The 25,420-nt window shown below is 59.9% G+C and carries 23 protein-coding genes; 11 read left to right on the top strand and 12 right to left on the bottom strand.

What is annotated here, in order from left to right; all coding sequences use genetic code 11:
* Positions 1-5: 5 nt before the first annotated feature.
* From trmB to QUE89_RS02445, 3 genes are all read right to left on the bottom strand, one after another.
* Positions 6-740: a tRNA (guanosine(46)-N7)-methyltransferase TrmB gene (trmB, locus tag QUE89_RS02455; protein ID WP_286221709.1), complete on the bottom strand. Its 735-nt coding sequence runs from the start codon at positions 738-740 to the stop codon at positions 6-8.
* Between the two features lie 88 nt (positions 741-828).
* Entirely contained in the window at positions 829-2,361 is a 1,533-nt protein-coding gene (locus tag QUE89_RS02450) for a YifB family Mg chelatase-like AAA ATPase (protein WP_286221708.1), read from the bottom strand.
* Positions 2,362-2,423: 62 nt separating this feature from the next.
* Positions 2,424-2,678, bottom strand: coding sequence for an accessory factor UbiK family protein (locus QUE89_RS02445; protein ID WP_041340869.1), 255 nt, complete (start codon positions 2,676-2,678; stop codon positions 2,424-2,426).
* A gap of 381 nt (positions 2,679-3,059) precedes the next feature.
* Between QUE89_RS02445 and glnK the strand changes: the two genes are divergently transcribed.
* Positions 3,060-3,398 carry a P-II family nitrogen regulator gene (gene glnK / locus QUE89_RS02440; protein ID WP_004578958.1) on the top strand — a complete coding sequence of 113 codons (339 nt, stop codon included), beginning with the start codon at positions 3,060-3,062 and terminating at the stop codon, positions 3,396-3,398.
* A 75-nt stretch (positions 3,399-3,473) separates the two neighbouring features.
* On the top strand, positions 3,474-4,742 hold the full coding sequence (locus QUE89_RS02435; RefSeq protein WP_286221707.1) for an ammonium transporter: 1,269 nt from the start codon (positions 3,474-3,476) through the stop codon (positions 4,740-4,742).
* Between the two features lie 62 nt (positions 4,743-4,804).
* On the opposite strand, the gene QUE89_RS02430 is transcribed toward QUE89_RS02435, so the two are convergent.
* Together QUE89_RS02430 and speE are read right to left on the bottom strand one after the other, a co-directional pair.
* The gene (locus QUE89_RS02430) at positions 4,805-5,005 is read right to left on the bottom strand and encodes a DUF6316 family protein (protein ID WP_286221706.1); all 201 of its coding nucleotides are present in this window, start codon (positions 5,003-5,005) and stop codon (positions 4,805-4,807) included.
* A 182-nt stretch (positions 5,006-5,187) separates the two neighbouring features.
* Positions 5,188-6,069, bottom strand: coding sequence for a polyamine aminopropyltransferase (gene speE / locus QUE89_RS02425; protein ID WP_286221705.1), 882 nt, complete (start codon positions 6,067-6,069; stop codon positions 5,188-5,190).
* 212 nt (positions 6,070-6,281) lie between these two features.
* Here speE and speA point away from each other — a divergent pair, with 212 nt between their 5' ends.
* From speA to QUE89_RS02410, 3 genes are all read left to right on the top strand, one after another.
* Complete coding sequence (gene speA, locus QUE89_RS02420; protein ID WP_286221704.1) at positions 6,282-8,192, top strand: biosynthetic arginine decarboxylase; 1,911 nt, start codon at positions 6,282-6,284, stop codon at positions 8,190-8,192.
* Between the two features lie 174 nt (positions 8,193-8,366).
* Complete coding sequence (locus tag QUE89_RS02415; protein WP_286221703.1) at positions 8,367-8,966, top strand: sigma-70 family RNA polymerase sigma factor; 600 nt, start codon at positions 8,367-8,369, stop codon at positions 8,964-8,966.
* Positions 8,963-9,601 carry a ChrR family anti-sigma-E factor gene (locus QUE89_RS02410; protein WP_286221702.1) on the top strand — a complete coding sequence of 213 codons (639 nt, stop codon included), beginning with the start codon at positions 8,963-8,965 and terminating at the stop codon, positions 9,599-9,601. Before QUE89_RS02415 ends, QUE89_RS02410 begins: the two co-directional genes overlap by 4 nt.
* A 61-nt stretch (positions 9,602-9,662) precedes the next feature.
* Here the strand turns inward: QUE89_RS02410 and QUE89_RS02405 are convergent, their stop codons facing one another.
* Entirely contained in the window at positions 9,663-10,406 is a 744-nt protein-coding gene (locus tag QUE89_RS02405) for an SDR family oxidoreductase (protein WP_286221701.1), read from the bottom strand.
* A gap of 238 nt (positions 10,407-10,644) precedes the next feature.
* Between QUE89_RS02405 and QUE89_RS02400 the strand changes: the two genes are divergently transcribed.
* From QUE89_RS02400 to QUE89_RS02390, 3 genes are all read left to right on the top strand, one after another.
* Positions 10,645-12,420, top strand: coding sequence for an acyl-CoA dehydrogenase C-terminal domain-containing protein (locus QUE89_RS02400; RefSeq protein ID WP_286221700.1), 1,776 nt, complete (start codon positions 10,645-10,647; stop codon positions 12,418-12,420).
* Positions 12,421-12,590: 170 nt separating this feature from the next.
* A complete protein-coding gene (gene tcdA / locus QUE89_RS02395) occupies positions 12,591-13,382 on the top strand; it encodes a tRNA cyclic N6-threonylcarbamoyladenosine(37) synthase TcdA (RefSeq protein WP_286221699.1) in 792 nt (263 codons plus the stop codon).
* 21 nt (positions 13,383-13,403) lie between these two features.
* Positions 13,404-15,293: a cation:proton antiporter gene (locus QUE89_RS02390; protein ID WP_286221698.1), complete on the top strand. Its 1,890-nt coding sequence runs from the start codon at positions 13,404-13,406 to the stop codon at positions 15,291-15,293.
* Positions 15,294-15,303: 10 nt separating this feature from the next.
* On the opposite strand, the gene QUE89_RS02385 is transcribed toward QUE89_RS02390, so the two are convergent.
* The 4 genes from QUE89_RS02385 to QUE89_RS02370 form a co-directional block, all read right to left on the bottom strand.
* Positions 15,304-16,287 (bottom strand): NADP-dependent oxidoreductase, encoded by a 984-nt coding sequence (locus tag QUE89_RS02385; protein ID WP_286221697.1) that lies wholly within the window; start codon positions 16,285-16,287, stop codon positions 15,304-15,306.
* A gap of 72 nt (positions 16,288-16,359) precedes the next feature.
* Positions 16,360-16,833, bottom strand: coding sequence for an acyl-CoA thioesterase (locus QUE89_RS02380; RefSeq protein ID WP_286221696.1), 474 nt, complete (start codon positions 16,831-16,833; stop codon positions 16,360-16,362).
* Positions 16,830-17,918: an SMP-30/gluconolactonase/LRE family protein gene (locus QUE89_RS02375; protein ID WP_286221695.1), complete on the bottom strand. Its 1,089-nt coding sequence runs from the start codon at positions 17,916-17,918 to the stop codon at positions 16,830-16,832. The genes QUE89_RS02380 and QUE89_RS02375 overlap by 4 nt, the downstream gene beginning before the upstream one ends.
* A gap of 105 nt (positions 17,919-18,023) precedes the next feature.
* A complete protein-coding gene (locus QUE89_RS02370; RefSeq protein WP_286221694.1) occupies positions 18,024-18,821 on the bottom strand; it encodes an alpha/beta fold hydrolase in 798 nt (265 codons plus the stop codon).
* A 415-nt stretch (positions 18,822-19,236) separates the two neighbouring features.
* Between QUE89_RS02370 and QUE89_RS02365 the strand changes: the two genes are divergently transcribed.
* The 3 genes from QUE89_RS02365 to QUE89_RS02355 all read left to right on the top strand — a co-directional run bounded on the left by QUE89_RS02365 (position 19,237) and on the right by QUE89_RS02355 (position 22,522).
* Positions 19,237-20,319 carry an AraC family transcriptional regulator gene (locus QUE89_RS02365; RefSeq protein WP_286221693.1) on the top strand — a complete coding sequence of 361 codons (1,083 nt, stop codon included), beginning with the start codon at positions 19,237-19,239 and terminating at the stop codon, positions 20,317-20,319.
* A gap of 2 nt (positions 20,320-20,321) precedes the next feature.
* On the top strand, positions 20,322-21,752 hold the full coding sequence (gene cls / locus QUE89_RS02360; RefSeq protein WP_286222808.1) for a cardiolipin synthase: 1,431 nt from the start codon (positions 20,322-20,324) through the stop codon (positions 21,750-21,752).
* A gap of 92 nt (positions 21,753-21,844) precedes the next feature.
* Positions 21,845-22,522 (top strand): GntR family transcriptional regulator, encoded by a 678-nt coding sequence (locus QUE89_RS02355; RefSeq protein WP_286221692.1) that lies wholly within the window; start codon positions 21,845-21,847, stop codon positions 22,520-22,522.
* A 7-nt stretch (positions 22,523-22,529) separates the two neighbouring features.
* Here the strand turns inward: QUE89_RS02355 and QUE89_RS02350 are convergent, their stop codons facing one another.
* Positions 22,530-24,725, bottom strand: a complete 2,196-nt coding sequence (locus tag QUE89_RS02350; protein WP_286221691.1) for a patatin-like phospholipase family protein — start codon at positions 24,723-24,725, stop codon at positions 22,530-22,532.
* A gap of 19 nt (positions 24,726-24,744) precedes the next feature.
* Positions 24,745-25,362, bottom strand: a complete 618-nt coding sequence (locus QUE89_RS02345; protein WP_286221690.1) for a hypothetical protein — start codon at positions 25,360-25,362, stop codon at positions 24,745-24,747.
* Positions 25,363-25,420: the final 58 nt, after the last annotated feature.

Below are 25,420 nucleotides of genomic sequence, written 5' to 3'. Positions count from 1 at the left end.
CCGAGTCAGTTAGTGCGATGGAACAGCAGGTCCCAGACGCCGTGGCCGAGTCGCTCACCGCGCTTTTCGAACTTGGTGATGGGTCGGTCTTCGGGCCGGGGTGAGAAGGCACCGTTGTCCTGAGTGTTGGCAAAGCCCTCCGATTCGCACATGACTTCCATCATGTGCCCGGAGTAATTCTCCCAATCCGTCGCCAGATGAAGAATACCGCCAACCCGCAACTTGTGACGGATGCGCTGCACGAATTCGTGCTGGATCAGGCGACGCTTGTGGTGCTTTTTCTTGTGCCAGGGGTCCGGGAAAAACACCATCACCCGATCAAGACAGGCGTCCGGAAGGCACAGGTCAATGACGTCGTTGGCATCAATACTGTAAACCCGGACATTCTCCAATCCGCGATCTTCCACCTCTTTCAGCAACGCGCCGACACCCGGCAGGTGCACTTCGACACCAATGAAATCCTGCTCCGGCGCGGCCTCGGCCATGTCCGCCAGCGACCCGCCCATACCAAAACCGATTTCCAGGTTCAGCATGGCTTCGCGGCCAAACACCTCCCGTGGGTCAATCATGCCGTCTTCGCGGGTCAGGCCGTACTTGGGCCAGCTGCGTTCATAGGCTTTCTTCTGGCCCTCGGTCATCCGGCCCTGCCGAAGCACGAAGCTGCGAATACCTCGGCGGGTGGTTACCGGCGACTCTTGAGCAGATTCCTTCGGCTCATGCGGGTCTTTCTGGTCGGTCATTTGAAGTCCTCAACCGCAGGCTGCGGGTCTGGTTAAGCGGAATTTTGGCAACAGTTTACCAGAGTCCTGGGGGTCAGGGGATCAGGGGTCAGGAGGACACCAGGGCACTCTGTCCGTGCTGGCGATCAAGCTGGCGATAGCCCAACGCCTCAACCAGGTGACTGTGTGCCAGGTGCTCGGCTCCGTCCAGATCCGCCAGGGTGCGGGCGACCCTCAATATTCGGTGCAGGGCCCGCGCTGACAGCCCCAGTTTCTCCATGGCACCGGTGAGCAGGCGCTCGCCGTCGGCATCCAGGCGACAGACTTCCTGCAAGGCACGGCCGCCCAGTGCCGAATTCTGTTGTTTACGCTTATTCTGCCGAGCCCGCGCCTGTGCAACCCGGCTCCGGACCACGGCACTGGATTCGCCACCCCCGGCCTGCCCCATCAGGATGTCACCACTTTGAACCGGTACTTCCACGTGCAGATCGAAGCGGTCCAGCAATGGCCCGGAAATCTTCGACCGATAGCGCAACACCTGTTGCGGCGTACACTGGCATTCGATGCTCGGATGACCACTGTAGCCACAGGGGCATGGATTCATCGCACCAACCACCTGAAATCTGGCTGGAAACCGAACCTGGCGAGCGGCCCGGCTGATGGCGATTTCCCCGGTTTCCATGGGTTCACGCAGCACTTCCAGGACCCGGCGTTCAAACTCCGGTAACTCGTCCAGAAACAGTACGCCCCGATGCGCCAGGGAGATTTCACCAGGCCTCGGGCTACTGCCACCACCGACCATGGCAATTGCCGAGGCGGTGTGATGGGGCGCCCGATAGGGCGGGCTGTGCCAGTCGTCCGTAGCCAGGGCCAGACCCGCAACGGAATGAACACTGGCGACTTCCATCGCGGCGTCATCCTCCAGATCCGGCAGAATGCCGGGCAATCGGCTAGCCAACATACTCTTACCAGTGCCCGGCGGACCAAAGAACAGCAGGTTGTGATTGCCGGCGGCGGCCACTTCCAAGGCTCGCCGGGGCACATTCTGGCCACAAACATCGGCCAGATCCGGGAGCTCGCGGCCAGATTCCGATGCTGGCGTACGCGGAGCCCTGGCCACCGGCACCAGCCGGGCACGGGCGGTTAGATGCTCAACCACCGCCAACAGGTGCCCCGCCGCCAGAACCTCGCCCTGGCTGGCCAGGGCCGCTTCAGCGGCATTGGCCTGGGGCACCAAAAGCGCCCGGCCATCAGCCCGGGCAGCCAGTACGGACGGCAAGACACCATTCAGCGGGCGAAGCGCTCCGTCCAGAGACAACTCTCCCACGAATTCGTGGGCAGACAGACTATCGGCGGGAATCTGGCCCGAGGCGGCAAGAATGCCGAGGGCGATGGGTAGATCAAAGCGGCCGCCCTCTTTAGGCAAATCGGCAGGCGCCAGGTTGATAGTGATACGACGGGCGGGGAATTCGAAGCCGGCATTTAGCAGGGCGCTGCGAACGCGCTCACGACTCTCCCGGACGCCGGTTTCCGGCAGCCCGACGATTGAGAGGGCGGGCAGACCACCCGAAAGATGAACTTCAACGGTCACCGCAGGCGCGGAGACCCCCACGCTGGCGCGTGAATGGACAATGGCAAGCATGACAACCTTCCCTGGTTAACATAGATACAACCGGCCCGAACTCCTTTCGGGCCGTTGTCGGGCTATTGCTCTTGCAGCTTTTGCTCGAGCGCGGCAACCCGGTGTTCCAGTGCGTCGACCTTTTCACGGGTCTTCATCAAAACCGCCTGCTGGGCGTCGAATTCTTCCCGGGTTACCAGTTCCAGCCGGGAAAGCACCGACATCACCGTGGCCCGAGCCTGGGTTTCGAAATCCTCACGGGCAGCCCGTGCCATATCCGGAACGAATTGACCAAACTGGCCCTGCAATTGGGCGAAAATATCCTGCGGACCTTTCACGCATCACCTCTACTGATTGAAATAATGGCCGGTTTTACGACCAGACACGGGGCCTGCACCGGTACGCGGGAGTGTATCACACCGCGCCCCCTGCCATACTGTAGCCGGTCGACAGTATAATGACTGGCGCTGCCCCGTTGAGTCGCTCTAATTTGGCCCAATACGGGGCGCAACGCCCGATTTTGGTGCACGGTTTTGCGCCAATCTGGGACAGCCGTTCGCTAGACGACTGTTATTAAAGATTTTTTTTGCGTTGGCACACCCGATGCTAAAGCTCTCGTACGCAATCCGCACAATTGGTGTGCGAGGTGGCAGCATTCCGAACCCAACCGCTGGCCCAGAAGCCTTTGAAGTTGGGACGGCTTTACCAAGGAGAAAGCAATGAAACTTGTGACAGCGATCATCAAGCCTTTCAAGTTGGATGATGTCCGTGAGGCACTATCCGAGATTGGCGTGCAAGGCGTAACCGTCACTGAAGTCAAAGGCTTCGGTCGACAGAAAGGCCACACCGAGCTTTACCGTGGCGCAGAGTACGTAGTGGATTTCCTGCCCAAAGTTAAGGTGGAAGTTGCCATTGGCGACAACCTGCTTGACCAGGTTATTGAGTCCATCACCAAGGCAGCCAACACCGGCAAGATCGGTGACGGCAAGATCTTCGTGACTGAACTGGAGCAAGCCATCCGGATCCGGACTGGCGAAACCGGCGAAGAAGCGGTCTGATCCAGATCTAAAAAGAAAGACTTAGCCAGCGCAAAAAAACTTATAACCTGAAAAGCCTCGTGCGGAGGGCTTCAAATGGAAAGCAATCTTTTTCACCTGCAGTACGCAATGGATACCTTCTATTTCCTGGTGTGCGGCGCCTTAGTAATGTGGATGGCCGCGGGCTTCGCCATGCTGGAAGCCGGCCTGGTACGCTCCAAGAACACCACGGAAATTCTGACCAAGAACGTGGCACTGTTTGCCATCTCCTGCATCATGTACCTGGTGTGCGGTTACGCCATCATGTACGGCGGTAACATCTTCCTGTCCGGCATCGCCGACGTAGATACCGCAGCTGTTCTGGGTGACTTCGCCGGCCGTGAAGACGGCTTCGAGGGTGGCTCCATCTACTCCGGCGCTTCTGACTTCTTCTTCCAGGTGGTGTTCGTCGCTACCGCCATGTCCATCGTTTCCGGTGCCGTGGCTGAGCGTATGAAGCTCTGGGCCTTCCTGATCTTCGCGGTTGTCATGACCGGCTTCATCTACCCGATGGAAGGTGCATGGACCTGGGGCGGCGCGTCTGTCTTCGGTATGTACTCCCTGGGTGACCTGGGCTTCAGCGACTTTGCCGGCTCCGGCATCGTTCACATGGCGGGTGCGGCCGCGGCTCTGGCGGGTGTTATCCTGCTGGGTGCCCGTAAAGGCAAATACGGTGCGAACGGCGAGATCCGCGCCTTCCCGGGTGCCAACCTGCCGCTGGCTACTCTCGGTACCTTCATCCTGTGGATGGGCTGGTTCGGCTTCAACGGTGGCTCGGTACTGAAGCTGGGCGACATCGCCAGCGCCAACTCCGTGGCCATGGTGTTCCTGAACACCAACACCGCCGCTGCCGGTGGTGCGGTTGCCGCCCTGATCACCGCTCGCCTGATGTTTGGCAAGGCCGACCTGACCATGCTGTTGAACGGCGCCCTGGCTGGCCTGGTGGTGATCACCGCTGAGCCGTCCACTCCGAGCGCTCTGACCGCTACCCTGTTCGGCGCCTTCGGCGGTGTCCTGGTAGTACTGAGCATCGTCACCATGGACAAGCTGCGTATCGACGATCCGGTCGGTGCCATCTCGGTCCACGGTGTCTGTGGCCTGCTGGGTCTGCTGCTGGTTCCGATCACCAACGGTGGCGCAAGCTTCAGTGGCCAGATCATCGGCGCAATCACCATCTTCGCCTGGGTTTTCGTCGCCAGCCTGGTCGTCTGGGGCATCCTGAAAGCCGTGATGGGCCTGCGGGTCAGCGAAGAAGACGAGTACGAAGGTGTGGATCTGTCCGAGTGTGGTATGGAAGCCTACCCGGAGTTTGTGAGCGCCAAGTAATACACGGCCTCTCGATCCCAACAAAAAAGGCGCCCTTCGGCGCCTTTTTTCGTGGTTACACTTTAGTGTGTTAGCTGGGCACAGTACGACTGGTACTCAGCCTTTTGCAAATACACACGCAATTCCAGCACAGCCTCAAGCTCAGACTCAAAAGGGCCTTCAATTGAACCCTCCCGGGTTTCAAAGAAATACTCACCATTCACCGAACTCAAGCGCTCTGACCGGAACCAGTTTTTCTCAGACTCCCCTTGTCGCACCGTCATGGTTCCCTCTCCTGACGTAGTTCCCTATCTCAGATCATTTCCCACTGCTCCATCAGTCTAGTCAAGCCATCCTGCTCCGTAGAGACCATCTTGATCAAAGCAACCAGCCGCTCATAGCCGGAAGGAATGACGACACCCGAAACCCGCCAGAAACGACTACAGGTTCAGGTGCCGTCGCCGTATCAGCCCTCGCCGGGTATGACGTGATCCTCCAGTTCATCAACCATGAACTGCGGCATCGCCAGGGCGCCGTGGTGGGTACCCGGGTTGTAATAACGGGTAACAAACGGACGGTTCTCGGCATCTTCCTCGCGGAAATAGCGCACAGGCTTGTCTTTGCCCGCCATGGTGCAGCTCCACCAGCCCGTGGGATAAACCGGCTGCGGGAATGGCAGGGTCTGGACGTGGTCAAAGCCGGCCTTGCGCATGTCGTCGTGAATCGACTTGATGATGGTGCTGGTGTGCAACAGCGGAGACTCGCTCTGCTGCACGATCAAGCCGCCGTCACGCAGAGCCAGCATGGCATCGCGATAGAAATCGAGGGCGAACAGGCCTTCGGCCGGACCGACCGGATCGGTGCTGTCGATGATGATCAAATCGAGGCTATTGGGCTCGATGTCACGAATCCACTGGATGCCATCGCCAAAGAAGAAATTGGCCCGGGGATCACCATTGGATTCACACAGCTCCGGGAAGTACTTTTCCGAAACCCGGGTGACCCGCTCATCAATCTCCACCTGCCAGGCTTCTTCTACGCCCGGATGCTTGAGCACTTCTTTCAGGGTGCCACAGTCGCCACCACCAATGATCACTACCTTGCGCGGATCCTTGTGGGTGAACAAGGCCGGGTGGGTCATCATCTCGTGGTACAGGAAGTTGTCGCGACTGGTCAACATCACGCAACCGTCCAGCACCATCAGGTTGCCGAAGGTTTCGGTTTCATAGATTTCCAGCTTCTGGAACGGCGTCTGCTCCTCATGCACCTTCTTTTTCACCTGCAGGGAAAATGCCGTCCCGTGATCCTGGAATACTTCGGTAAACCAACCTTCGTTCAATGCCGTCATCGTACTTCTCCTGCTGTGGTCCATGAGCCGGGTTAAGGGGCGTATTGTAGGCATGCCACCCCGGTAGCTAAAGCTTTAATCGCCGGACTTGTCGTGTAGTTTCCACACCCGGTTCTTTTAGCCGGCGAGCGGAATCCATACAATGGCGACCATACAATCGGCCGCGTCTGCCCCTATCTCGCCGGCCCCGGTTTTCTGACAGGATAGCAAGCATGAGCGAATCCAGCGGCACCACTGCCCACAAGGTCTACAACATTGCCCATTGGAGCGATGGCTACATCGGTGTGAATGATCAGGGCCAGGTGCTGGTCCGCCCGGATCGTGGCCACAGTCCGGCCCGCATCAACCTGCCAGACCTGACTCAGTCGCTGCTGCAGTCCGGCATACAGCTGCCGGTGCTCATCCGCTTCACCGACATCCTGCACGATCGGGTCAACAAACTGTGCGGCGCCTTCAACATGGTTGCCGGCGACCAGGGCTATCAAGGCCAGTACACTGCGGTGTATCCGATCAAGGTCAACCAGCAGCGCCGGGTGATAGAAGAGCTGTTGTCGGCCGAACCCGCCGCCAGCCAAGGCCAGATCGGTCTGGAGGCTGGCAGCAAGCCCGAACTGATGGCGGTGCTGGCCATGTCCCGGCAGCCCGGTTCGGTCATTGTCTGCAACGGCTACAAGGACCGGGAATACATTCGCCTGGCACTGATCGGCCAGAAGCTGGGCCACCGGGTATTTATCGTGGTGGAAAAGCAGTCAGAACTGCCACTGATTCTGGACGAAGCCCGGGATTTGGGTGTGTCGCCACTGATAGGTGTGCGCGCCCGCCTGGCCACGATCGGCAAGGGCAACTGGCAGAATACCGGCGGCGAGAAATCCAAGTTCGGACTGTCCGCCAGCCAGGTGCTGGATGTGGTCAACACCCTTCGCCAGGCCGGCGCCCTCGACACCCTGCAATTGCTGCACTTTCACCTGGGCTCGCAAATTGCCAACATCCGCGACATCCAGACCGGCCTAAGGGAATGCGCGCGTTTCTACAGCGAGTTGCGCCAGTTGGGCGCGCCCATCGGCACCGTGGACATTGGCGGCGGCCTGGGCGTGGACTACGAGGGCACCCGTTCCCGCAGCAGTTGCTCGATGAACTACAGCGTGCACGAATACGCCTACAACGTGATTCATGTCCTGCAGACCGAATGCGACCGCTACGGCATCCCGCACCCAAACCTGATCAGCGAATCGGGCCGGGCCCTGACTGCGCATCACTCCGTGCTGGTGACCAATGTGATTGACCGGGAAGTACCCCAGGACCGCAGCCCGGAGCAGCCGTCGCCCGAGGCACCGGGGCCATTGCATGATCTGTGGCGGGATCTGCTCAGCCTGGAGGATTCCGACACCCCGCGCTCGCTGGCCGAGATCTACCACGACGTGCTCCACGCCATGGCCGATGTCCATGGCCAGTTTGCCCATGGCGTGCTGTCGTTACCGGAACGTGCCGACGCCGAAACCCTCTACACCCGCTGCTGCCGCCTGCTGCGGAACCAGCTGAATTCGGCCAATCGGGCGCACCGGGAGATCATTGACGAACTGAATGAGAAACTGGCGGAAAAGCTGTTCGTGAACTTCTCCCTGTTCCAGTCGCTGCCGGATGTTTGGGGCATCGACCAGATCTTCCCGGTAATGCCGATCAACGGCCTGAACCGGCCAATGACTCGCCGCGCCGTTATCCAGGACATCACCTGCGATTCCGATGGCCGCATTGACCAGTACGTTGACGGCCAGGGCACAGAAACCACCCTGCCGCTGCCCGAGGAAAGCCCGGGCGAGCCAATGCTCATGGGCTTCTTCATGACCGGGGCCTACCAGGAAATTCTCGGCGACATGCACAACCTGTTTGGCGACACGCATTCGGTAGATGTGAAACTGAATCCGGAAGGCGGCTTCAGCATTGGCCAGCGGATCACCGGCGATACGGTTTCCAAGGTGCTGCGCTACGTTAACTTCGAGCCCGAGGACCTGCTCAAGACTTACCAGCAGAAATTCAGCGCCAGTCACCTGTCCGGTTCCCAGCGAATGCAGTTGTTGGCGGAGCTGACCGCAGGCCTGGAAGGCTACACCTACCTGGAGGAGTGAACCCGGCGCTTCTCCGGAAGCGCCGCCTGCCCCCTCACCCATCCTTCTTTTTCGTATTTGCACTGATCCGGGCACCGATCCGGCCCGTAAATTACCTGACTGACAAACCCGGGACGAGTGCATAGAATGATGGCTAGAACAAGTTCGAATCATGTATCTGTCAAGGAGCGTCCAGTGAGCACACTGGAGCAAAAACCGACCAGCTCTGAAGGAAGAAAAGACCCTTGGAGCCAGTTGCTGCAGAAAGTGGGCAAGAACCAGGATCGCGCGGCTTACCACGCGCTCTTTGAGCACTTTGGCCCGCAGATCAAGTATTACGCCATGGCAAACGGACTGGCGAGCCATGCCGAAGAGCTGGTTCAGGAGGTCTTCGTTTCCATTTGGCGTCGATCCTGCCTCTACGACTGGCGCAAGGCCGCCGCCTCGACCTGGATTTTCACCATCGCCCGGAACCAGCGCATCGACATGCTGCGTAAGATGCAGCGCACTAGCGCGGAAATGCCGGTTGAAACCGAAGATCTCTGGCAGATTCCCGGAGACAATGAGAACGAACCCGTCACATCGTTGCACCGTCTCATGTCGGAGCGGCGCATTCGGGAGTCGCTGACGCATTTGCCCGAAGAACAGACTACCGTGATTGCCAAGGTCTACATGGAACACAAGTCGCACCAGATGGTCGCGAATGAGTTGAATATTCCCCTTGGCACAGTGAAAAGCCGGGTTCGCTTGGCGTTGAACAAGTTGAAAGTGATTTTGCAGGATCAAAACGTATGACACGTCATCATCCCGACAGTCTGAGCTTGATGGAATACAGCGCAGGCAATCTGAGCGAGCCGCATGCTCTGTGCATTCGGCTGCACCTGGACGAATGTCCACATTGCCGCAGTCGCGTCGATACGCTCGACAGCCTGGGTGCGGTGATGATGGAACAACAGCCTAAGGTGTCTGTTTCCGAGGGCATGTTCGATAGCATTCTCTCCATGATCGACAGTGAGCCGGCGGAAGCAGCCAAGGCTGCCACAGCGCCACGGATCAGTGTCTTACAGAAGCTGCTCGGCGACGACATCAACAAGCTGCCTTGGAAGCGGCAGCTGGGTGATGTCAGCGTGCTGGACATTACCGATCGCTTCCCGGGTCAGTCCGAGCAGGTTGTGTTGCAGAAACTGGCGGCAGGCGGCAAGGCTCCGGCCCACACCCACCGGGGCGAAGAAACCACAATCGTCTTGCAAGGTGCATTTGCCGACCAGAAAGGTGTGTTCAATCAGTGGGACTTTGTTGTGCTGGATGACAAGGACGAACACAAGCCCGTGGCTGTGGGTTGTGAAGATTGCATCACGCTGTCGGTATTGAGTGCCCCGGTAAAACTGACCGGCACTTTTACCCGGATGCTGAACCCGTTCATCCGCTGAGCGGCTCAAGGCTGACAAAAAGGGCGATCGTTGATCGCCCTTTTTTTGTGCCCGCCATAACCTACCAAGGCAATTCTGAACCATCCCAACTCAGGAAGCGGCCGTTGTCGTCACTGTTCACATTGCCTATGACCTTGAGCAGATTCTCCGCAGTCTGCGCCGGCGTATGTACCTTCAGTTGCGCCAACGACTGACGAAACGGCTCACTGAACGTCGACTCGGTAGTGCCCGGGTGCAGCGCCACACAGGCTACCGGCATACAACGCCGGGGCAACTCCACCGACAGCCCCCGCACCAGCATATTCAGAGCCGCCTTGGAGCTCCGGTAGGTGTACCAGCCGCCAAGGCGGTTGTCGGTGATGGACCCCACCTTCGCCGAAATTGCCGCAATACGTTTCAGCTCCTTGTGCCTGAGCCACGGGATCAGAGCCTGCACCAGCAGGCCAAATCCGGTGACATTGACTGCAAAAGCCTGGCTCATAGCGTCGGCAGACAAGTCTTCCAGGCGTTTCTCCGGAAACACGGTGTCGGAATGCAGCAAGCCGACCGCATAAATAAGTGTGTCGATACCCTCTCGGGCCGGGAACACAGATTCCAGAGCATCGGTCACTGAGGCCAGAGAACTGCCGTCACTGGCATCCCAAGGCACCAACATGACCCGATCGGAGCTGCGCAACGTCTCGGGCGCCCGATCCGGGTTCCGGCACAGACCCACTACCCGGCTATCCGGGTACTCGGCCAGAATGGCCTCCGCCAATGCAGCACCAATGGCTCCCGACGCCCCAGCTATCAGCACTCGTTCCATGGTATCTCTCCCACTGCTGTGAACATTCTAGCGCTCGGGCTCGCTCTTGAGTCGCGCGCTCAGATCCTGAAGGAAATACGAACAATTTAATGGCTGGACTGCTGGCGCCTGTGAACCGGGACATTAAAACGGGCGTATGAATATCCGGTTCTGATTAACCACACCAACAGACACCACAAGATTTCGGGCGATTGGCTCGGCGTCTCAAGGTCAAGAAGCACACTGAGGAGAGTACTCCATGCAATACCAGGCTCCCGCGAACGATCTTCGCTTTCTGTTGTTTGATGTATTGGGTGCAGACCGGCTCCACGAGCTGGAAAAATACGCCGACGCCACTCCCGACCTGATTTCTGCGGTCATTGACGAAGCCGGCAAGCTGGCCGCGGAAGTGATCCAGCCCACCAACCAGGTTGGCGATCGCGAAGGCTGCAGCTACGATCCCGAGACTCACGAGGTGACCACGCCTGCCGGTTTCAAGGAAGCCTATCAAAAGTTTGTTGAAGGTGGCTGGACCGCCCTGGATGCCCCGCTTGAGTTTGGTGGCCAGGGACTTCCGCACACCCTCAAATTTATTGTCGATGAGATGGTCTGCTCCACCAACCTCTCGCTGGGCATGTACCCGGGCCTCACCCACGGCGCCATCAGCGCCCTTCACGCCCACGGCTCTGATGATCTGAAAAAGGTGTATCTGGAGAAACTCATCTCCGGCGAGTGGACCGGCACCATGTGCCTGACCGAGCCCCAGTGTGGTACTGACCTGGGCCTGATCCGCTCTCGCGCGACACCGAACGACGACGGCAGCTATGCCATCGAAGGCACCAAGATCTGGATCACCGGTGGTGAGCACGACCTGGTCGACAACATTGTCCACCTGGTACTGGCCAAGCTGCCCGGTGCGCCCGACACCACCAAGGGCATTTCCCTGTTCGTGGTACCCAAGGTCCTGCCGGACACCGGCGAGCGCAACCCAGCGTTCTGTGGTGGCCTGGAACACAAGATGGGCATCAAGGGTTCCGCCACCTGCGTGATGAATTTTGAAGGCGCCAAAGGCTGGCTGGTGGGCGAGCCCAACGACGGCATGCGTGCCATGTTCACCATGATGAATGAAGCCCGTCTGATGGTGGGCATGCAGGGTCTGGGCCTGGCCGAAATGGCTTACCAGGAGAGCCTGGGCTTCGCCCGCGAGCGTCTGCAGAGCCGTTCCCTGAGTGGCCCCAAGAATCCGGACGGCCCGGCCGACCCGATCATCGTGCATCCCGACGTGCGTCGCATGCTGATGCGCCAGAAAGTGTTGAACGAAGGCATGCGTGCCCTGGCCCTGTTTACCGGCCACCACCTGGACCTGTCCGTGGCCCACACCGATGAAGCCGTGCGTGAATCGTCGAACGATCTGGTGCAACTGCTGACGCCGGTGGTCAAAGCCTTCCTGACCGATGAGGGCTTCAACAACGCCAACACCGGTCTGCAGGTACTGGGCGGTTCCGGATTCACCACCGACTGGCCGCTGGAGCAGCTGGTTCGTGATGGCCGCATCGCCAGGATCTACGAGGGTACCAACGGCATTCAGGCCATGGACCTGGTCGGCCGCAAGCTCAGCCTGAAGGGCGGACAGCTGGTGCGTAGCCTGTTTGGTGTGCTCACCGGTTACCTCAAGGACAACCCGGAAGCACCCCATCGTGAAGAGCTGAAAGACGCCATCAAGTGTCTTGAGGAAGCCACCCTGTGGCTGGCAAGCAACGCGCCGAGCGATCCGGAACAGGCCGGCTCCGCCGCCACCCCGTACCTGCGACTGATGGCCCTGACGGTGATCGGCTACCTCTGGTCGCGCATGGCCGGTGTTGCCGGTCAGCAGCTGGAAGCGGATGGCGCCAACAAGCCACTGCTGGAGAGCAAGCAGGTGTCTGCCCGTTTCTACTTTGAGAAACTTCTGCCGGAAATCCACTGGCTGCTGGGCGACATCAAGACTGGCAAAGGCAGCCTCATGGCGTTCGACGACGACCACTGGGCCGCTTAAGGTCAGAACCGGTCAGGGCCAAACGGCCCTGACCTTCCCTCACTCTTTCAACACCCTGCAACACCCGGCACCGTCCGAGTACTGCAACACCTGCGGGCTGACCCGGCTCTGGGTTACAATTGCGCTCTTTGATTCCGTCCGGTCCCACACCGGACCCGACCGGAGGCCGCATGAACGCCGACGATTACGCCTTTCGCTTTGGTGGTATTGAACGACTCTATGGGCGCCGCGCCCTGGAGGCCTTTCGATCCGCCCACATTGCCATTGTCGGACTGGGGGGCGTGGGCTCCTGGGCCGCCGAATCGCTCGCCCGTAGTGGCATCGGCACCATCACCCTGATCGACATGGACGACATTTGCGTGTCCAACACCAACCGCCAGCTTCATGCCCTGGAGCAGCAGTACGGTCGTACCAAGACCGATGCCATGGCGGACCGCCTGCGGGCAATCAATCCCCAGGCTGATATCCGGGTGCATTTCGGTTTCCTGACCACCAAGAACGTCGCTGAGCTGATCACTCCGGAGATGACCGGCGTGGTCGATGCCATCGACAGCGTCAAGGCCAAGGCCGCCCTGATCGCTCACTGCCAGCGCCGCAAGCTACCGTTAGTATGCGCCGGCGGTGCCGGTGGTCAGATGGATCCGACCCAGATCCAGGTCGCGGATTTGAGCAAGACCACCCAGGATCCGCTGCTGGCGAAGGTTCGGAACCTGTTGCGCCGGGAGTACGGTTTTTCGCGCAACCCAAAGCGCCGTTTTGGTATTGAGGCCGTATACTCGCTGGAGCAACTGACATATCCTGCCGGGAACGGCGAGGTGTGCTTGCAGAAACCGGCAACAGAAGGGCCGGTGCGACTGGATTGCGCATCAGGTTTCGGCGCGGCAAGCCCGGTCACCGCCAGTTTTGGCTTCTTTGCGGCGTCCCGGTTGCTGAACCGGATTGCCAGACGCGCCAACCAATAACCCTAAGGATTTGCCCTCATTATGCCCATTAGCACGGTCCTGCTGCTTGCCAGCATCGGCGTTCTCTCTCTGTTCTGCCAATGGCTGGCCTGGCGGGTCAGGATGCCGGCAATCCTGTTTCTGCTCGCCGGCGGCCTGGCAGCTGGTCCGCTCTTCGGCTTCCTGGTGCCAGAAGCGGTGTTCGGTGAGCTGCTGTTCCCGGTCATTTCCCTGGCGGTCGCCATTATCCTGTTCGAAGGAAGCCTGACCCTACGCCTGGCAGAAATCCGTGGCCACGGCAAAATGGTGCGCAACCTGATTCCGGTTGGTTCCATCGTCACCTGCATCATCGGCACATTATCAGTACGCTGGCTGCTGGATGTATCCTGGCCGGTGGCACTGCTGTTCGGCGCCATTTCCATCGTTACCGGCCCCACGGTAATTGCACCGCTGCTGCGCTCGGTCCGGCCAAAATCCAATCTGGCCAACATCTTGCGCTGGGAAGGCATCATCATCGATCCGGTTGGTGCCCTGCTGGCGGTCCTGGTGTTCGAGGGCATTGTGTCCTGGGGCCAGGGCAACGTGTTTGGCCACTCGCTGTACATTTTCGGCAAGACCCTGATGGTGGGTTTTCTGATCGGCGCTGTGGCCGGTTACCTGAACGGCCTGATACTGCGCAAGCACTTGGTCCCACAGTACCTGCACAATGCCGGCACCCTGACGTTCATGCTCGGGGTGTACGCTCTGTCCAACGAAATCGCCCATGAATCTGGCCTGCTGACGGTCACCGTGATGGGTATCTGGATGGCCAACATGAAGCAGGTGCCGATCGAGAGCATTCTTGAATTCAAAGAGTCGCTCAGCGTCCTTCTCATTTCTGCCCTGTTCATCATTCTGGCGGCCCGCGTGGAGTTCAGTGCCATTGCCGAACTGGGCTGGGGCCTGGCCCTGGTTCTGGCAATCCTGATGCTGGTGGCCCGTCCGCTGAGCATTTTCCTGTCGGCGATTGGCACCAAACTGAACTGGCGGGAGAAACTGTTTCTGAGCTGGATTGCCCCCCGTGGCATTGTAGCGGCTGCGGTCTCGGCACTGTTTGCTTTTCAGCTTCAGAAACTAGGCTACGAGAGTGCCGGCACCCTGGTGCCGCTGGTGTTCATGCTTATCATTGCCACCGTGACATTGCAGAGCCTGACCGCTCGCCCAGTGGCCAAAATGCTGAAAGTAGACGAGCCGGCGGCCTACGGATTTCTGGTACTCGGGGCTAACCCCGTAGCGCGCATGATCGGCCTGGCCCTGAAAAAATCCGACGTGCCGGTCACTCTGGCGGACACCAACTGGGAGAACGTGCGTCAAGCGCGCATGGAAAACCTGCAGACCTATTTTGGCAATCCGGTGTCGGAACACGCCTCGACCCACCTGGACCTGACGGGTATCGGCAACCTGCTGGTGATCTCGCCCTATAAACACATGAACTCACTGGCCACCTACCACTTCCTGGACTGGTTCGGGAACCACAGCGTGTTCAGTCTCGCGGAAGGCGATCAGGATCAGAAAGCGCGGCACCAGACCGCTGAGAAAATCCAGATGACCCGCGGCCTGTTCGGAGGTGTGAGCTACGCCAAGCTGGCCAGCCTGGCGAGCCAGGACTACACAGTGCGCACTACCCAACTCAGCGACGAGTTCAGCTATGACGACTTCCTGAACAAGTTCCAGCGCCAGGCCCTGGTGCTGTTCGTGTTCGACAGCAAGGGCCACGTCATGCCGGTAATGGACATGGAGACGCTAAAACCGGAGAAAGACTGGATGCTGATCAGCCTGGTTCCGCCCCAGGCTCGCAAGGAGCGCAAGGAGCGGGACGGCCAGGCAGACAATGGCACTGCCGCTGGCGACGGCTCGAACGAGAAGGAGAGCGAGAGTAACCGAGGGGCTTAACCTAAGCCCCTCAGCGGCAGTCCAGCACCAGTTTGCCACGCACGTGACCGCCTTCGAGCAGTTCATGGGCGTGGGCAACCTGATCAAGGGGAAAGATCTGATCCAGATGTACCCGGACATCGCCATCCTCGATCAGCTCGGCAATTTCATCCAGGTGAAAGACATCGGGACGCACGGTCATCCCATGGGCACGCAAGCCCATGTTCTCGGCGGCACTGATGATTTCATCGGCGGTCACCGTCGGGATGGTCACCAGAACACCATGCTCACCGAGGGTATGCAGCGAGCGCTTACCTTCCTCACCGCCCACCAGATCAAGCACAACATCGAGGCCGTAGCACTCTTCAGCCACGTCGGTGGTGCGGTAATCGATGACTTCGTGCACACCCAGCTCGGCCAGGAAATCCCGGTTCGACGCAGACGCCGTGGCCACCACGTGAGCACCGCGCTCCAGCGCAAACTGAACGGCAAAATGCCCTACCCCACCGGCACCGGCGTGAACCAGGATTTTCTGCCCGGACTCCAGCTTGGCCACTTCGAACAGCGCCTGCCAGGCAGTCAAGGCTGCCAGGGGTAAGGCGCCGGCCGCCAGCAGATCCAATTCTTCCGGTACGATGGCAAATTCATCAGCCCCGGCCACCGCGTAACTGGCGTAACCACCGCCACCCTCGGGAAAGCCGATCATGCCCATCACCCGATCTCCGGGCGCCAGTGTCGTCACGTCGTCGGCGACTGCAACCACTTCGCCGGCCACGTCGTAACCCGGGGTCCATGGCAGGCTGTTTTCAATCTGCCGGGCGGCGAAGCCCAGCCCTTTACGGGTCTTCCAGTCGATGGGGTTGAGACCGGCACCATGAACGCGCACCAGTACCTGGCCCGGGCCGGGCTGCGGGATATCCGACGTTTTCACCTGCAGGACATCGCGTTCGCCAAACCGGGCATAGCTGACATGACGCATGGTGTTTTCGGTGCTGGACTCTTCGGGATTTACCATGACGGTCTCCGGACAACGGCAGTAACGGGAAGCAGTTTTTTCAGACTAGCAGAAGATGGCACCAAAGGTGATTCATTTGACGGCCACGCCGGCGCCACCGTCGACTGCGGCGGCGGCCAGGATCTCGGCGAATTCACGGGGAGCCCGGCTCGGGCGCTGGGATTTCATATCGACGCAGGCATGGGTGGAAACCGCCCGTACCAGGGTCTTGCCGTCAGCCGGGCGGACCAGCTGGAACTGGCGCGAAGAGCGAAAGCGGCCGTCATAGCCGGTCAACCAGGTGCCCAGGATCAGCCGGTCACCGGTATTGGCTGAGGTCAGATAGTCGATCTCGGTGCGGGTGATGGCCATCGCCTTGCCGGTGGCCTCATGCAATTCCCAGGTCATACCCAGACTTTCGATGTGGGCCCAACTCACGTCTTCCAGCCAGCGCACGTAGACCACGTTGTTGGCATGCCCCAGGCGATCGGTGTCGTCGTCCCGCACGGTGATTTCAAGGGTAAACGGATCTGGCAGATCCCACTGAAGGGCGCTGGCGTCGGTCATACTTCATCGTCTCCAAGACCGGGAATGGCCTGCAACGGTAGCCGCCCGATACGATCGTTGTGAAGTGAACCAAAGTATAGGTAACCGCCGTGGGGATTGACCGAGGTGATCTCCTGCAAGTGCGTGCCCCGGGTGTCATGGAGACTGGTAATCACCTCCCCATCCCGATCAAAAGCCACCACCAGGCCGTATTCACGCGGCGTGGGCTTTAGGCGGTCCGGCAGCTTGGCCACCAGATCCTTGAGCCAGGGACTGCGGTGCAGGGTATCCACCCGGGTGTCACGAAGCGAGGGAAAGGCCACCCAGTAACGACCCTCAGCGTCCACGGCCAGGTTATCGGGGAAGCCCGGCAGGTTGTCGGCAAACACCTCGGCCTGGCCTGCCTTGGGGCCGTGAATCCAGTAACGTAGGGTGCGGTACTTCCAGGTTTCGTTGACCAGCACAAAGGCCCCGTCCGGCGAGACCGAGACACCGTTGGCAAAATGCAGGTTGCCGAGCAGCACCTCAACCTTGCCGGTATACGGCGAATACCGCAGCAGGCGCCCGTGGGGACGCATTTCCAGGAGGTCGAGCCGGTAATCCGGATGCTGGAAACGGGAACTGGCGTCGGTGAAGTAGATGCGGCCATCGGGACCGATATCGACGTCGTCGGTGAACCGGAACGGGGTGCCCTCGGCTTCCCGCGCCAACACGGTGATAGTCTTGTCCGGCGCGATCGACAACAGGCCTTTCCAGGCGTCGGCCACAATCAGATTGCCGGCGTCATCGAACACCAGGCCCAGGGGGCGGCCTTCGGTCTTGAGCCAGGTTTCCACCCGGCCATCAGGGAACAGCCGGACAATGCGGCCATCCTGGGTGCCGGCGTAGACAGTACCATCGTCACTGACGGTGGTATCTTCCGGGCCATACACTTGCCCGCGTGCCAGCAGGTCCGCCAGCCGGAGCCGCTCATTGGGGGCCAGGGGCCCGGTCAGCGGCGGCGGCGATGGCGGCTGCCAGGCCTTGCTGTCAATGGGCGACGGTGTCAGCAGAAAACTGCCCAGCAACACGAACAGGACCAGCGCTCCCACCATCAACCATTTCATAGATCATGCCCGCCTGTTCGTGTATTCAAACCCGTCCCCGCGATGGCTTAACCTTAGCAGACCGCTGCCACCGGAGAAAAATACGAACCCCGGGGGAAAAATAACCTACTGACCCTCGGCCAGGAACCGGCGACTCAGGGCAGCAAAGGTATCGGCCTTCTCGGCGTGCAGCCAGTGCCCGGTATCCTCAATCACACGCAGCTCCGCGGCAGGAAACAGACGCTCAATCTGCTCCCGGTGCTTCTCCTGAATGTAAGCCGATTCGGCACCTTTCAGGAACAACACCGGCCCTTCGTAGGGTCCGTCGCCTTCCGGAGCCATGGCAAGATTGCCGTAACAGGCATCGATGACCGGCAGGTTCAGGCGCCAGCGGAAGACGGCTCCGCCCTCTTCCTGCTCCTCCCGCGGTACCCGTTCAAGATTCTTCAGCAGGAACTGGCGGATGGAAGGCACATCAACAAACTCAGACAAGAACTTGTCGGCATCCTGGCGAGTGCGCGCATTCTGCAAGTCGAGGCTTTTCAGGCCTTCCAGAATGGCGTCGTGGCGGGGCTTGTAACTGACCGGCGCAATATCGGCGACCACTATTTTCTCGACCCGGTGCGGGGCCTGCAAGGCCACCTGCATAGCCACCTTGCCGCCCATGGAATGGCCAAGGAGACGGGCCTTGTCGATGCCCTGCCGGTCCAGATAGGCAATCACATCCTCGGCCATGGCGGGGTAGTCCATGGTATCGCTGTGGGGAGAACTGCCGTGATTACGCTGATCCAGGGCGTGGACTTGCCACTCGTCCTGCAGCCGGCGGGCAATGCCGCCGAGATTCTCCAGCGACCCGAACAGGCCATGCAACAGGATCAGCGGCGCACCTTCGCCGGTAATTCGGTGGTTCAGCTCGACACTCATGGGTAGACGATCTCCGGTTTAGCGGGTGGTTTCTGACCGGTTACATTACCACCGCCAGTGCAGCGCGCAAATTTTGCCTGGCCGTGATCGTCCTTCTGGAACCAAAGTACAGGCACAAAAAAGCCGGGCCAAGGCCCGGCTTTTTCAGTCGTCGGCGTTACGCCGAAGGACTCAGCAATAGAAGATGCTGTTCAAGTACTCGGCGAGCGCCATAACGTTCGTCCGTTCGGTCTCATTGTGCGGTACAAAAATTTCCTGTTCCATATAACTCCTCCTGAAAACACCGTTCCATTGCATCAACCTGATGACTTAATGCTATCGTTGTTGCCATGACAAACCGTTGACAGGCGGTTTCATTCGCTTGACATTTTGTATCAAACCCAGATGAAAGTTTGTTAACCATCGGGAATACGCCTTGATCTCTGCTGCGTCAGAAAACAACCACACACCCCTGGTGGCCGCCTCCAGTACGCTGGCTCTGGTGCATTACCTCCAGAGCCAGGGCCTGCTGGACACAGCCCGGGTACAACAGATCATTGGCATGGACTTGCAGGCGTTGGCCGATCCGGATTTGAGGATACCGGCGCCGGCTCACTACCGCCTGTGGGACTACGCTGAGCAGGTAACCGGTGATCCGGCCGTGGGTCTGCACGCCGGCCTGGTAGTCGATCCGGAACGCATGGGGCTGGTGGGCCACGTGTTCTTCAACTGCGACACCCTGGGTGAAGCGGTGACCCAGTATGTCCGCCTGCACCGGTTAATCAACGAATCGGTGACCCTGAGTTTTGAGCAGACGGGCGAAGAGGCCATCCTGACCTGGCAACCGGATGCCCCCAACCACTACTCCCGGCAGGACATGGACCGAACCCTTGCAGCAGCGCTGAGCCGGACCCGTCACTTCATTCACCCGGAGATTCAGGCCGAGTGGGTCGAGATCGCTCATCCGCGCCCAAGTTACGCCGGCGAGTATGAAACCCTGTTGGGTGGCCCGGTGACATTTGACTGTGTCTCTACCCGGCTGGCCTTCGACAGTCGCCATCTCAGTCATGGCATCCCCCGCCGCAATCCCTACGTATACTCCGCGGTACTGAAGCAGGTGAACTCGGTGTTGGCGCGGCTGCAACCGAGACGCTCATTCGGCCGCAAGATCCGACGCCTGATTTCCAAGCAGATGGCCACGGAGAGGATTGATGCCGACAGCCTGGCGAGGCAGTGTCACATGAGCCGCCAGACCCTGTATCGAAAACTGAAGCGGGAGGGGCTCAGCTTCCACGATCTGGTCGAGCAAGTTCGCAAGGACAAGGCTCTACGCTATGTCGCTGCAGATCACTACGCCCTGGGTGAAATCGCCTTCCTGCTGGGATTTTCGGAACTCAGCGCCTTTAGCCGCGCGTTCAAACGCTGGACCGGCACGGCGCCGGCCCAGTACCGCGCCAATCAGCTGGCCCGCACCCACCCGACATCCGGGGCCTCAGCCCCTTCGGAAACAGATAAGTGATTATGGAAAATGTCTCTCTGGTGGCAGTGGCGCTTGGCCTGCTTTACTTGGCCGCACTGGCCTGCATCTACCGGATTCTGCTGACCTATCGCACCGCCCAGGGCGCCATCGCCTGGATCATCGGCCTGCTCGGTTTGCCCTACGTGGCGGTGCCGCTGTTTGCGCTGTTCGGGCGCTATCGTTTCGGAGGTTACGTCCGGGCCCGGCGCATGGGGAACCGGGGCCTGACCAACCTGCTGAACCGGTTTGAGCGCCAAACCACGTCCATCGCGGCGCCGGCCGACCAGTACTTTACCGACGAACTCCAGGTGCTGTGCAAACTGGGCCGCCAACCCTTTACCGAGGGCAATCGCTGCACCCTGCTTCGAGACGGAGAGGCCACGTTTGAAGCCTTGTTCGAAGCCATGGAAAACGCCACCCGCTATATTCTGATGGAGTTCTACATTGTCCGTTCCGACCGGGTTGGCCGCCGCATCAAGTCGATCCTGGAGCGCAAACTGGCTCAGGGCGTGGAGGTCTGTTTCCTGTATGACAACATCGGCAGCGTCGGGCTATCGAAAAGCTATCTGAAGCAGCTGACCGCTGCCGGCGCCCGGGTAGCCTCCTTTGGTGATGGCAACGTTCGCCGACGCCGGTTCCAGATTAACTTCCGTAACCACCGCAAGCTGCTGGTCTGCGATGGCACCATCGGCTTTGTCGGCGGCATCAATCTCGGCGACGAATACCTTGGCACTGCCATGGACCAGGAACCCTGGCGGGATACCCATTGCCGGATTGAGGGCCCGGCGGTGACCGGGCTGCAGCTGACCTGGCTGGAGGACTGGAATTGGGCCAGTGATGAGTGCCCGGACCTGGACTGGGCGCCGCAGAACAACACCGCCGGTGAGGATCGGGTACTGATGCTGCCAACCGGGCCGGCGGATGACTGGGAAACCTGCACCCTGTTCTTCCTGAACTGTATCAACAACGCCCGCAATCGCCTGTGGATCTGTTCGCCCTACTTCGTGCCTGACTTTCAAATCATGAACGCGCTGCAGCTGGCTGCCCTTCGTGGTGTCGATGTGCGCATCATGATTCCGGAGAAATCCGACAGCAGGCTGATTGGCCTGGCGGCGTACTCTTATCTGGTTCAGGCCTGTAAAAGCGGTGTTGGCATCTACCGCTATCAGCCGGGCTTCATGCATCAGAAGGTCGTTCTGGTGGATGACCGTTACGCCGCGGTGGGCACGGCCAACCTGGACAACCGGTCAATGCGGCTGAACTTTGAAATCACTGCCGTAACCACCGCGCCTCATTTCATCAACAGCGTTGAGTCCATGCTCGAAGACGACCTGGACAACTGCCGGCTGATGACCGAGCGCGACTACAAGGACAGGTCCATCCTGTTCCGGTTGACCTGCCGTGCCATCCGCCTGCTCGCGCCACTGCTATGATCCCGGCTGCGAGCAAGGTACTGGTTTCTTCCAGCCCGATTATGCGACTATTCCAAGATCTATCGGCCCGTATGCAGTAGCGACACCACACCATGAACGCCTTCCGACCCAGAGAAACCCTGACCGAACAGGTCGCCCGCCATATTGAAAACCTGATTGCCTTCGGCCAGCTACGTTCTGGCGAACGCATTTACGAAGGTGCCATGGCCAAGGATATGGACGTCAGCCACGGCTCCATCCGCGAGGGTCTGCTGTTGCTGGAGAAACGCCACCTGGTGCGGAACGTGCCGCGCAAGGGCGCCTTCGTGACCACCCTCGACGAGTATTTTGTCCGCAGTCTGTACGAGACACTCGAACTCTACCTGACCCACACCGGCCGAAAATTGGTCCGGCAGTGGCAGCCGGCCGACATGGAACGGCTGGAGTCGCTCTATGCCCAGATGAAATCCTGCTTTGAGACCAGCGACCTGATGGCGTTTCTCGAACTGGGTATCGAGTACACCAAGGCCTCGCTGGTGTACGCAGACAACTACTTTATCGTGGCCGCCATTGATGATCTCTGGCCCTCGGCCAAGCGTTGCGCTTTCGTAGCCTTCCAGCGCGGTGGCAGCCATGTCTTCGAGGACAACCTGGCGCACATGCAGGAATCCATCCAGGCGATTAAAGACCGGGATGAGGAGCGCCTGACGGCGATCCTCCACCGCTACGCCATGCAGCAGTGCCAGCAGGTGCTGGACGCCATCGCCGTGATCGAGAAGCAGGACACCTAGCGGAAGATCAGTAGAACAGCTGGGTGAACGAGAAACCGATGTTCAGGTAGGCGGCCCAGTCGTCCCGGTTGTTGTAGGCGGTAGCAAACTGCACCGGCCCCAGAAAGGTATCCACGCCGGCAAACACGCTGTAGGAACGCACCGTGTTACGCCAGCTGGCCTGATCAAACGATTCCCAGGCGTTTCCTGCCTCAAAACCAGCACCGGCAAACCAGGGCACCCACGGCCCGCCAAATGCCTGACTGGCATAGAGTGCACCCAGCAGGGCGTTATCGCCGGTAATCTCGCCCGGCGCGTACGCCGACAACCGGCGGAACCCACCCAGGCGCACCGCGTTCTCGATGCCGGGTTCACCGGCGGTTACCGCCTCGGCAAACAGCAAGCCGGTCATATTGAAGCCTTTCCAGCTGTCGGTGCCCAGCACCATGCCGGTGACCGAATCGAACTGGCGGTCTGAGCCCAGACCCTCGCGCTCCACCCGGCCCCGAATACCAGCGAAGGCGCCGTGGCGGGGGAAGAAGGTGTCGTCCAGGGAATCATGCACCAGTTGCAGGCTGAGACCGCCCCGATGCACGGTATCATCGCGTACGATCGGCTGGCCGATCTGTTCATCCACGGTGGCAAAGCCACGGACGTATGTCAGGCGGATTTCAGCGTTACCGCCCAACTCCATACCCAGAGCCAGGTCCAGATCCCGGTACGTGACGTCCACTTCGCTGACCGGTCGGGTACCACCGTCATAGATACCCAGAGTGTCACGACTGTACTCGCCACCAAGCACCAGGAAACGTTGGTAGCCATAATCGAGTGGCTGATACCACTGGGTTCGTACCCAGGGATCGGTACCGAGCTGAACCCCGCTCTGCCATTCCGCACCCAGATCATTAAGCTCGGTCATCCTCAGACCGGTGGCGATATTGAAACGGGTCTCACCGTCGAAGTTGTCCTCGTACCCAAGGCCAAACGACAGGTAATTCGGCCCCCAGCTTTTCTCCTTTACCCGCACAGTCAACACGGTGCCATCCGGACTCGGTTCCAAGGCGTAGGACACCGTTTCGTAATAGCCCAGACCATAAATACGCTTGAGATCCGCTTCCAGTGTTTCCACGTCGAGTGGCTCACCAGCCTTTTGTTGAATTCGCTCCCGCAGGAATTCAGGGGCCAGGCCCCCACCCTGTTCAATTCGAATACGGCCAATCGGCCCGGCCTGGTAGGGGGTGAATGCCACCTGCTCCTTGTAGCCGGCCCACGCGATAGGCGACACCATCAAAGGCCTCAACTCCACAGCCTTTTCCCTGGCAGCGGTAGCACCCAGTTCGAACAGCATCGGCGCATTGTAGAAATCTGCCGAACTGACGCCCACGAGGTCGGGCCGGACAATGATGTCCTGATCGCCCAGCAGATCAAGCTGCTGTTCGGTATTACGACGGGTCATGATGGTGGTCAGCTGTCCCACTACGGAGAAAGCTTCGTTCAGTTTTTCAGCATCCAGCAGCGGGTCGGTGATATCGACAGCAATGATCACGTCTGCGCCCATGTCCCGGGCCACGCTAACCGGCAGGTTATTAGCCACTCCACCGTCCACCAACAGCCGGCCATTGCGGTTAACAGGAGCGTAAACACCGGGGATACTCATGCTGGCGCGGACTGCTTCGGCCAGATTGCCATCGCCCATCACCACTTGTTCGCCGGATTCCAGATCGGTGGCCACCGCCCGGAATGGGATGGCGAGGCGATCGAAGTCCTCCACCAGCGCGGCGTTGCGGGTCAGTTCATTGAGAATGAAACCGAGATTCTGACCCGCGATGATGCCGCCCCCGACGTACAGGCCATCGGCCCGGACCCCAATGCCCGGGGTAACGGGCAGTCGCACCTCATCCTGTTTGCGCCGTATTGGCTTGTAGACCCGACCGGGATCGTCCTGGAAGCTGGACAGCCAGTCCATCTCAATGAACCGACGTTCGATGTCCTCCACCGGCATCCCTGATGCATACAGGGCGCCCACTGCAGAGCCGGCACTGGTGCCCACCACCAGGTCCACGGGAATGTTCATTTCCTCCAGCACCCGCAGCACCCCGACGTGGGCCATGCCTTTTGCGCCGCCGCCACTCAGTACCAGCCCAACCTTTGGCCGCTCTGCCGCATACAGGGGCGCAGCCATCACGGCGATGGCCAGGACCACAACCTGCAAACCAAGTTTCATTGCCAGCAGTACTCTCGAATCAGGCACCGTGGGTGGGCTTGTCAGTTGCGTCTTCGTCGACCAATGACAGGTGCGACACATCCGGCACCACCGGCGGTGGCAACTCCCGCTCCACGCCCAGATCGGTGCCGGCGGGCGCCAGTGTCCAGTCTTCAATGTGCTGGAACATCGGCGCTTCCACCTCGAGATGCTCCATCAACGTGACACCCACCGGGTCCAGGCTCAGACCCGAGCCGGACAGAATGTCGTCCACCTTGTCACCGGCCACCGGCAAGCGTTCCCCGGGCTCGGTTTCAGGCACCGTGCCGGTTGCCGGGGCTGGCTGCGGCGTTTCAGTGGCCGCCGGCTCAGCGGCACTCGATGCCACGGGCTCCGGAGTGGCCGTGGAGGCCGGACGCGACGGTTCCGGCGCGCCCGCCATAGGCTGAACATAGGCAATCATGCCGTGCTTCTTCAGTACTGCACGGTACTTTTCAGCCTGAACCTCTTCCAGCTTGTTGCGAATCACCACCGGCTGGCCACTGAACATCCGCTCCACCTGCTCGACACTGGCCTTGAACAGGTTGCGCGCATTGGCTCGAGCAGCTTCCGGATCGGTACCGGGAGCGCATTCTCCTTTAAAGACGAGCTGAAACATGCGAATTCCTCTTATATGACTGTCTTATTCACAGAATAGTTGATAGCTTAGCCGCCGG

The organism is Marinobacter sp. LA51, from assembly GCF_030297175.1.
Taxonomy (GTDB): domain Bacteria; phylum Pseudomonadota; class Gammaproteobacteria; order Pseudomonadales; family Oleiphilaceae; genus Marinobacter; species Marinobacter apostichopi.
This window is presented reverse-complemented; position numbering and strand designations above follow the sequence as displayed.

Coding starts and splice junctions, on each gene's coding strand:
- trmB (WP_286221709.1), bottom strand. CDS start 740: ATGACCGACCAGAAAGACCCGCATGAGCCGAAGGAATCTGCTCAAGAG.
- QUE89_RS02450 (WP_286221708.1), bottom strand. CDS start 2,361: ATGCTTGCCATTGTCCATTCACGCGCCAGCGTGGGGGTCTCCGCGCCT.
- glnK (WP_004578958.1), top strand. CDS start 3,060: ATGAAACTTGTGACAGCGATCATCAAGCCTTTCAAGTTGGATGATGTC.
- QUE89_RS02435 (WP_286221707.1), top strand. CDS start 3,474: ATGGAAAGCAATCTTTTTCACCTGCAGTACGCAATGGATACCTTCTAT.
- QUE89_RS02430 (WP_286221706.1), bottom strand. CDS start 5,005: ATGACGGTGCGACAAGGGGAGTCTGAGAAAAACTGGTTCCGGTCAGAG.
- speE (WP_286221705.1), bottom strand. CDS start 6,069: ATGACGGCATTGAACGAAGGTTGGTTTACCGAAGTATTCCAGGATCAC.
- speA (WP_286221704.1), top strand. CDS start 6,282: ATGAGCGAATCCAGCGGCACCACTGCCCACAAGGTCTACAACATTGCC.
- QUE89_RS02410 (WP_286221702.1), top strand. CDS start 8,963: ATGACACGTCATCATCCCGACAGTCTGAGCTTGATGGAATACAGCGCA.
- QUE89_RS02405 (WP_286221701.1), bottom strand. CDS start 10,406: ATGGAACGAGTGCTGATAGCTGGGGCGTCGGGAGCCATTGGTGCTGCA.
- QUE89_RS02400 (WP_286221700.1), top strand. CDS start 10,645: ATGCAATACCAGGCTCCCGCGAACGATCTTCGCTTTCTGTTGTTTGAT.
- tcdA (WP_286221699.1), top strand. CDS start 12,591: ATGAACGCCGACGATTACGCCTTTCGCTTTGGTGGTATTGAACGACTC.
- QUE89_RS02390 (WP_286221698.1), top strand. CDS start 13,404: ATGCCCATTAGCACGGTCCTGCTGCTTGCCAGCATCGGCGTTCTCTCT.
- QUE89_RS02385 (WP_286221697.1), bottom strand. CDS start 16,287: ATGGTAAATCCCGAAGAGTCCAGCACCGAAAACACCATGCGTCATGTC.
- QUE89_RS02380 (WP_286221696.1), bottom strand. CDS start 16,833: ATGACCGACGCCAGCGCCCTTCAGTGGGATCTGCCAGATCCGTTTACC.
- QUE89_RS02375 (WP_286221695.1), bottom strand. CDS start 17,918: ATGAAATGGTTGATGGTGGGAGCGCTGGTCCTGTTCGTGTTGCTGGGC.
- QUE89_RS02370 (WP_286221694.1), bottom strand. CDS start 18,821: ATGAGTGTCGAGCTGAACCACCGAATTACCGGCGAAGGTGCGCCGCTG.
- cls (WP_286222808.1), top strand. CDS start 20,322: ATGGAAAATGTCTCTCTGGTGGCAGTGGCGCTTGGCCTGCTTTACTTG.
- QUE89_RS02355 (WP_286221692.1), top strand. CDS start 21,845: ATGAACGCCTTCCGACCCAGAGAAACCCTGACCGAACAGGTCGCCCGC.
- QUE89_RS02350 (WP_286221691.1), bottom strand. CDS start 24,725: ATGAAACTTGGTTTGCAGGTTGTGGTCCTGGCCATCGCCGTGATGGCT.
- QUE89_RS02345 (WP_286221690.1), bottom strand. CDS start 25,362: ATGTTTCAGCTCGTCTTTAAAGGAGAATGCGCTCCCGGTACCGATCCG.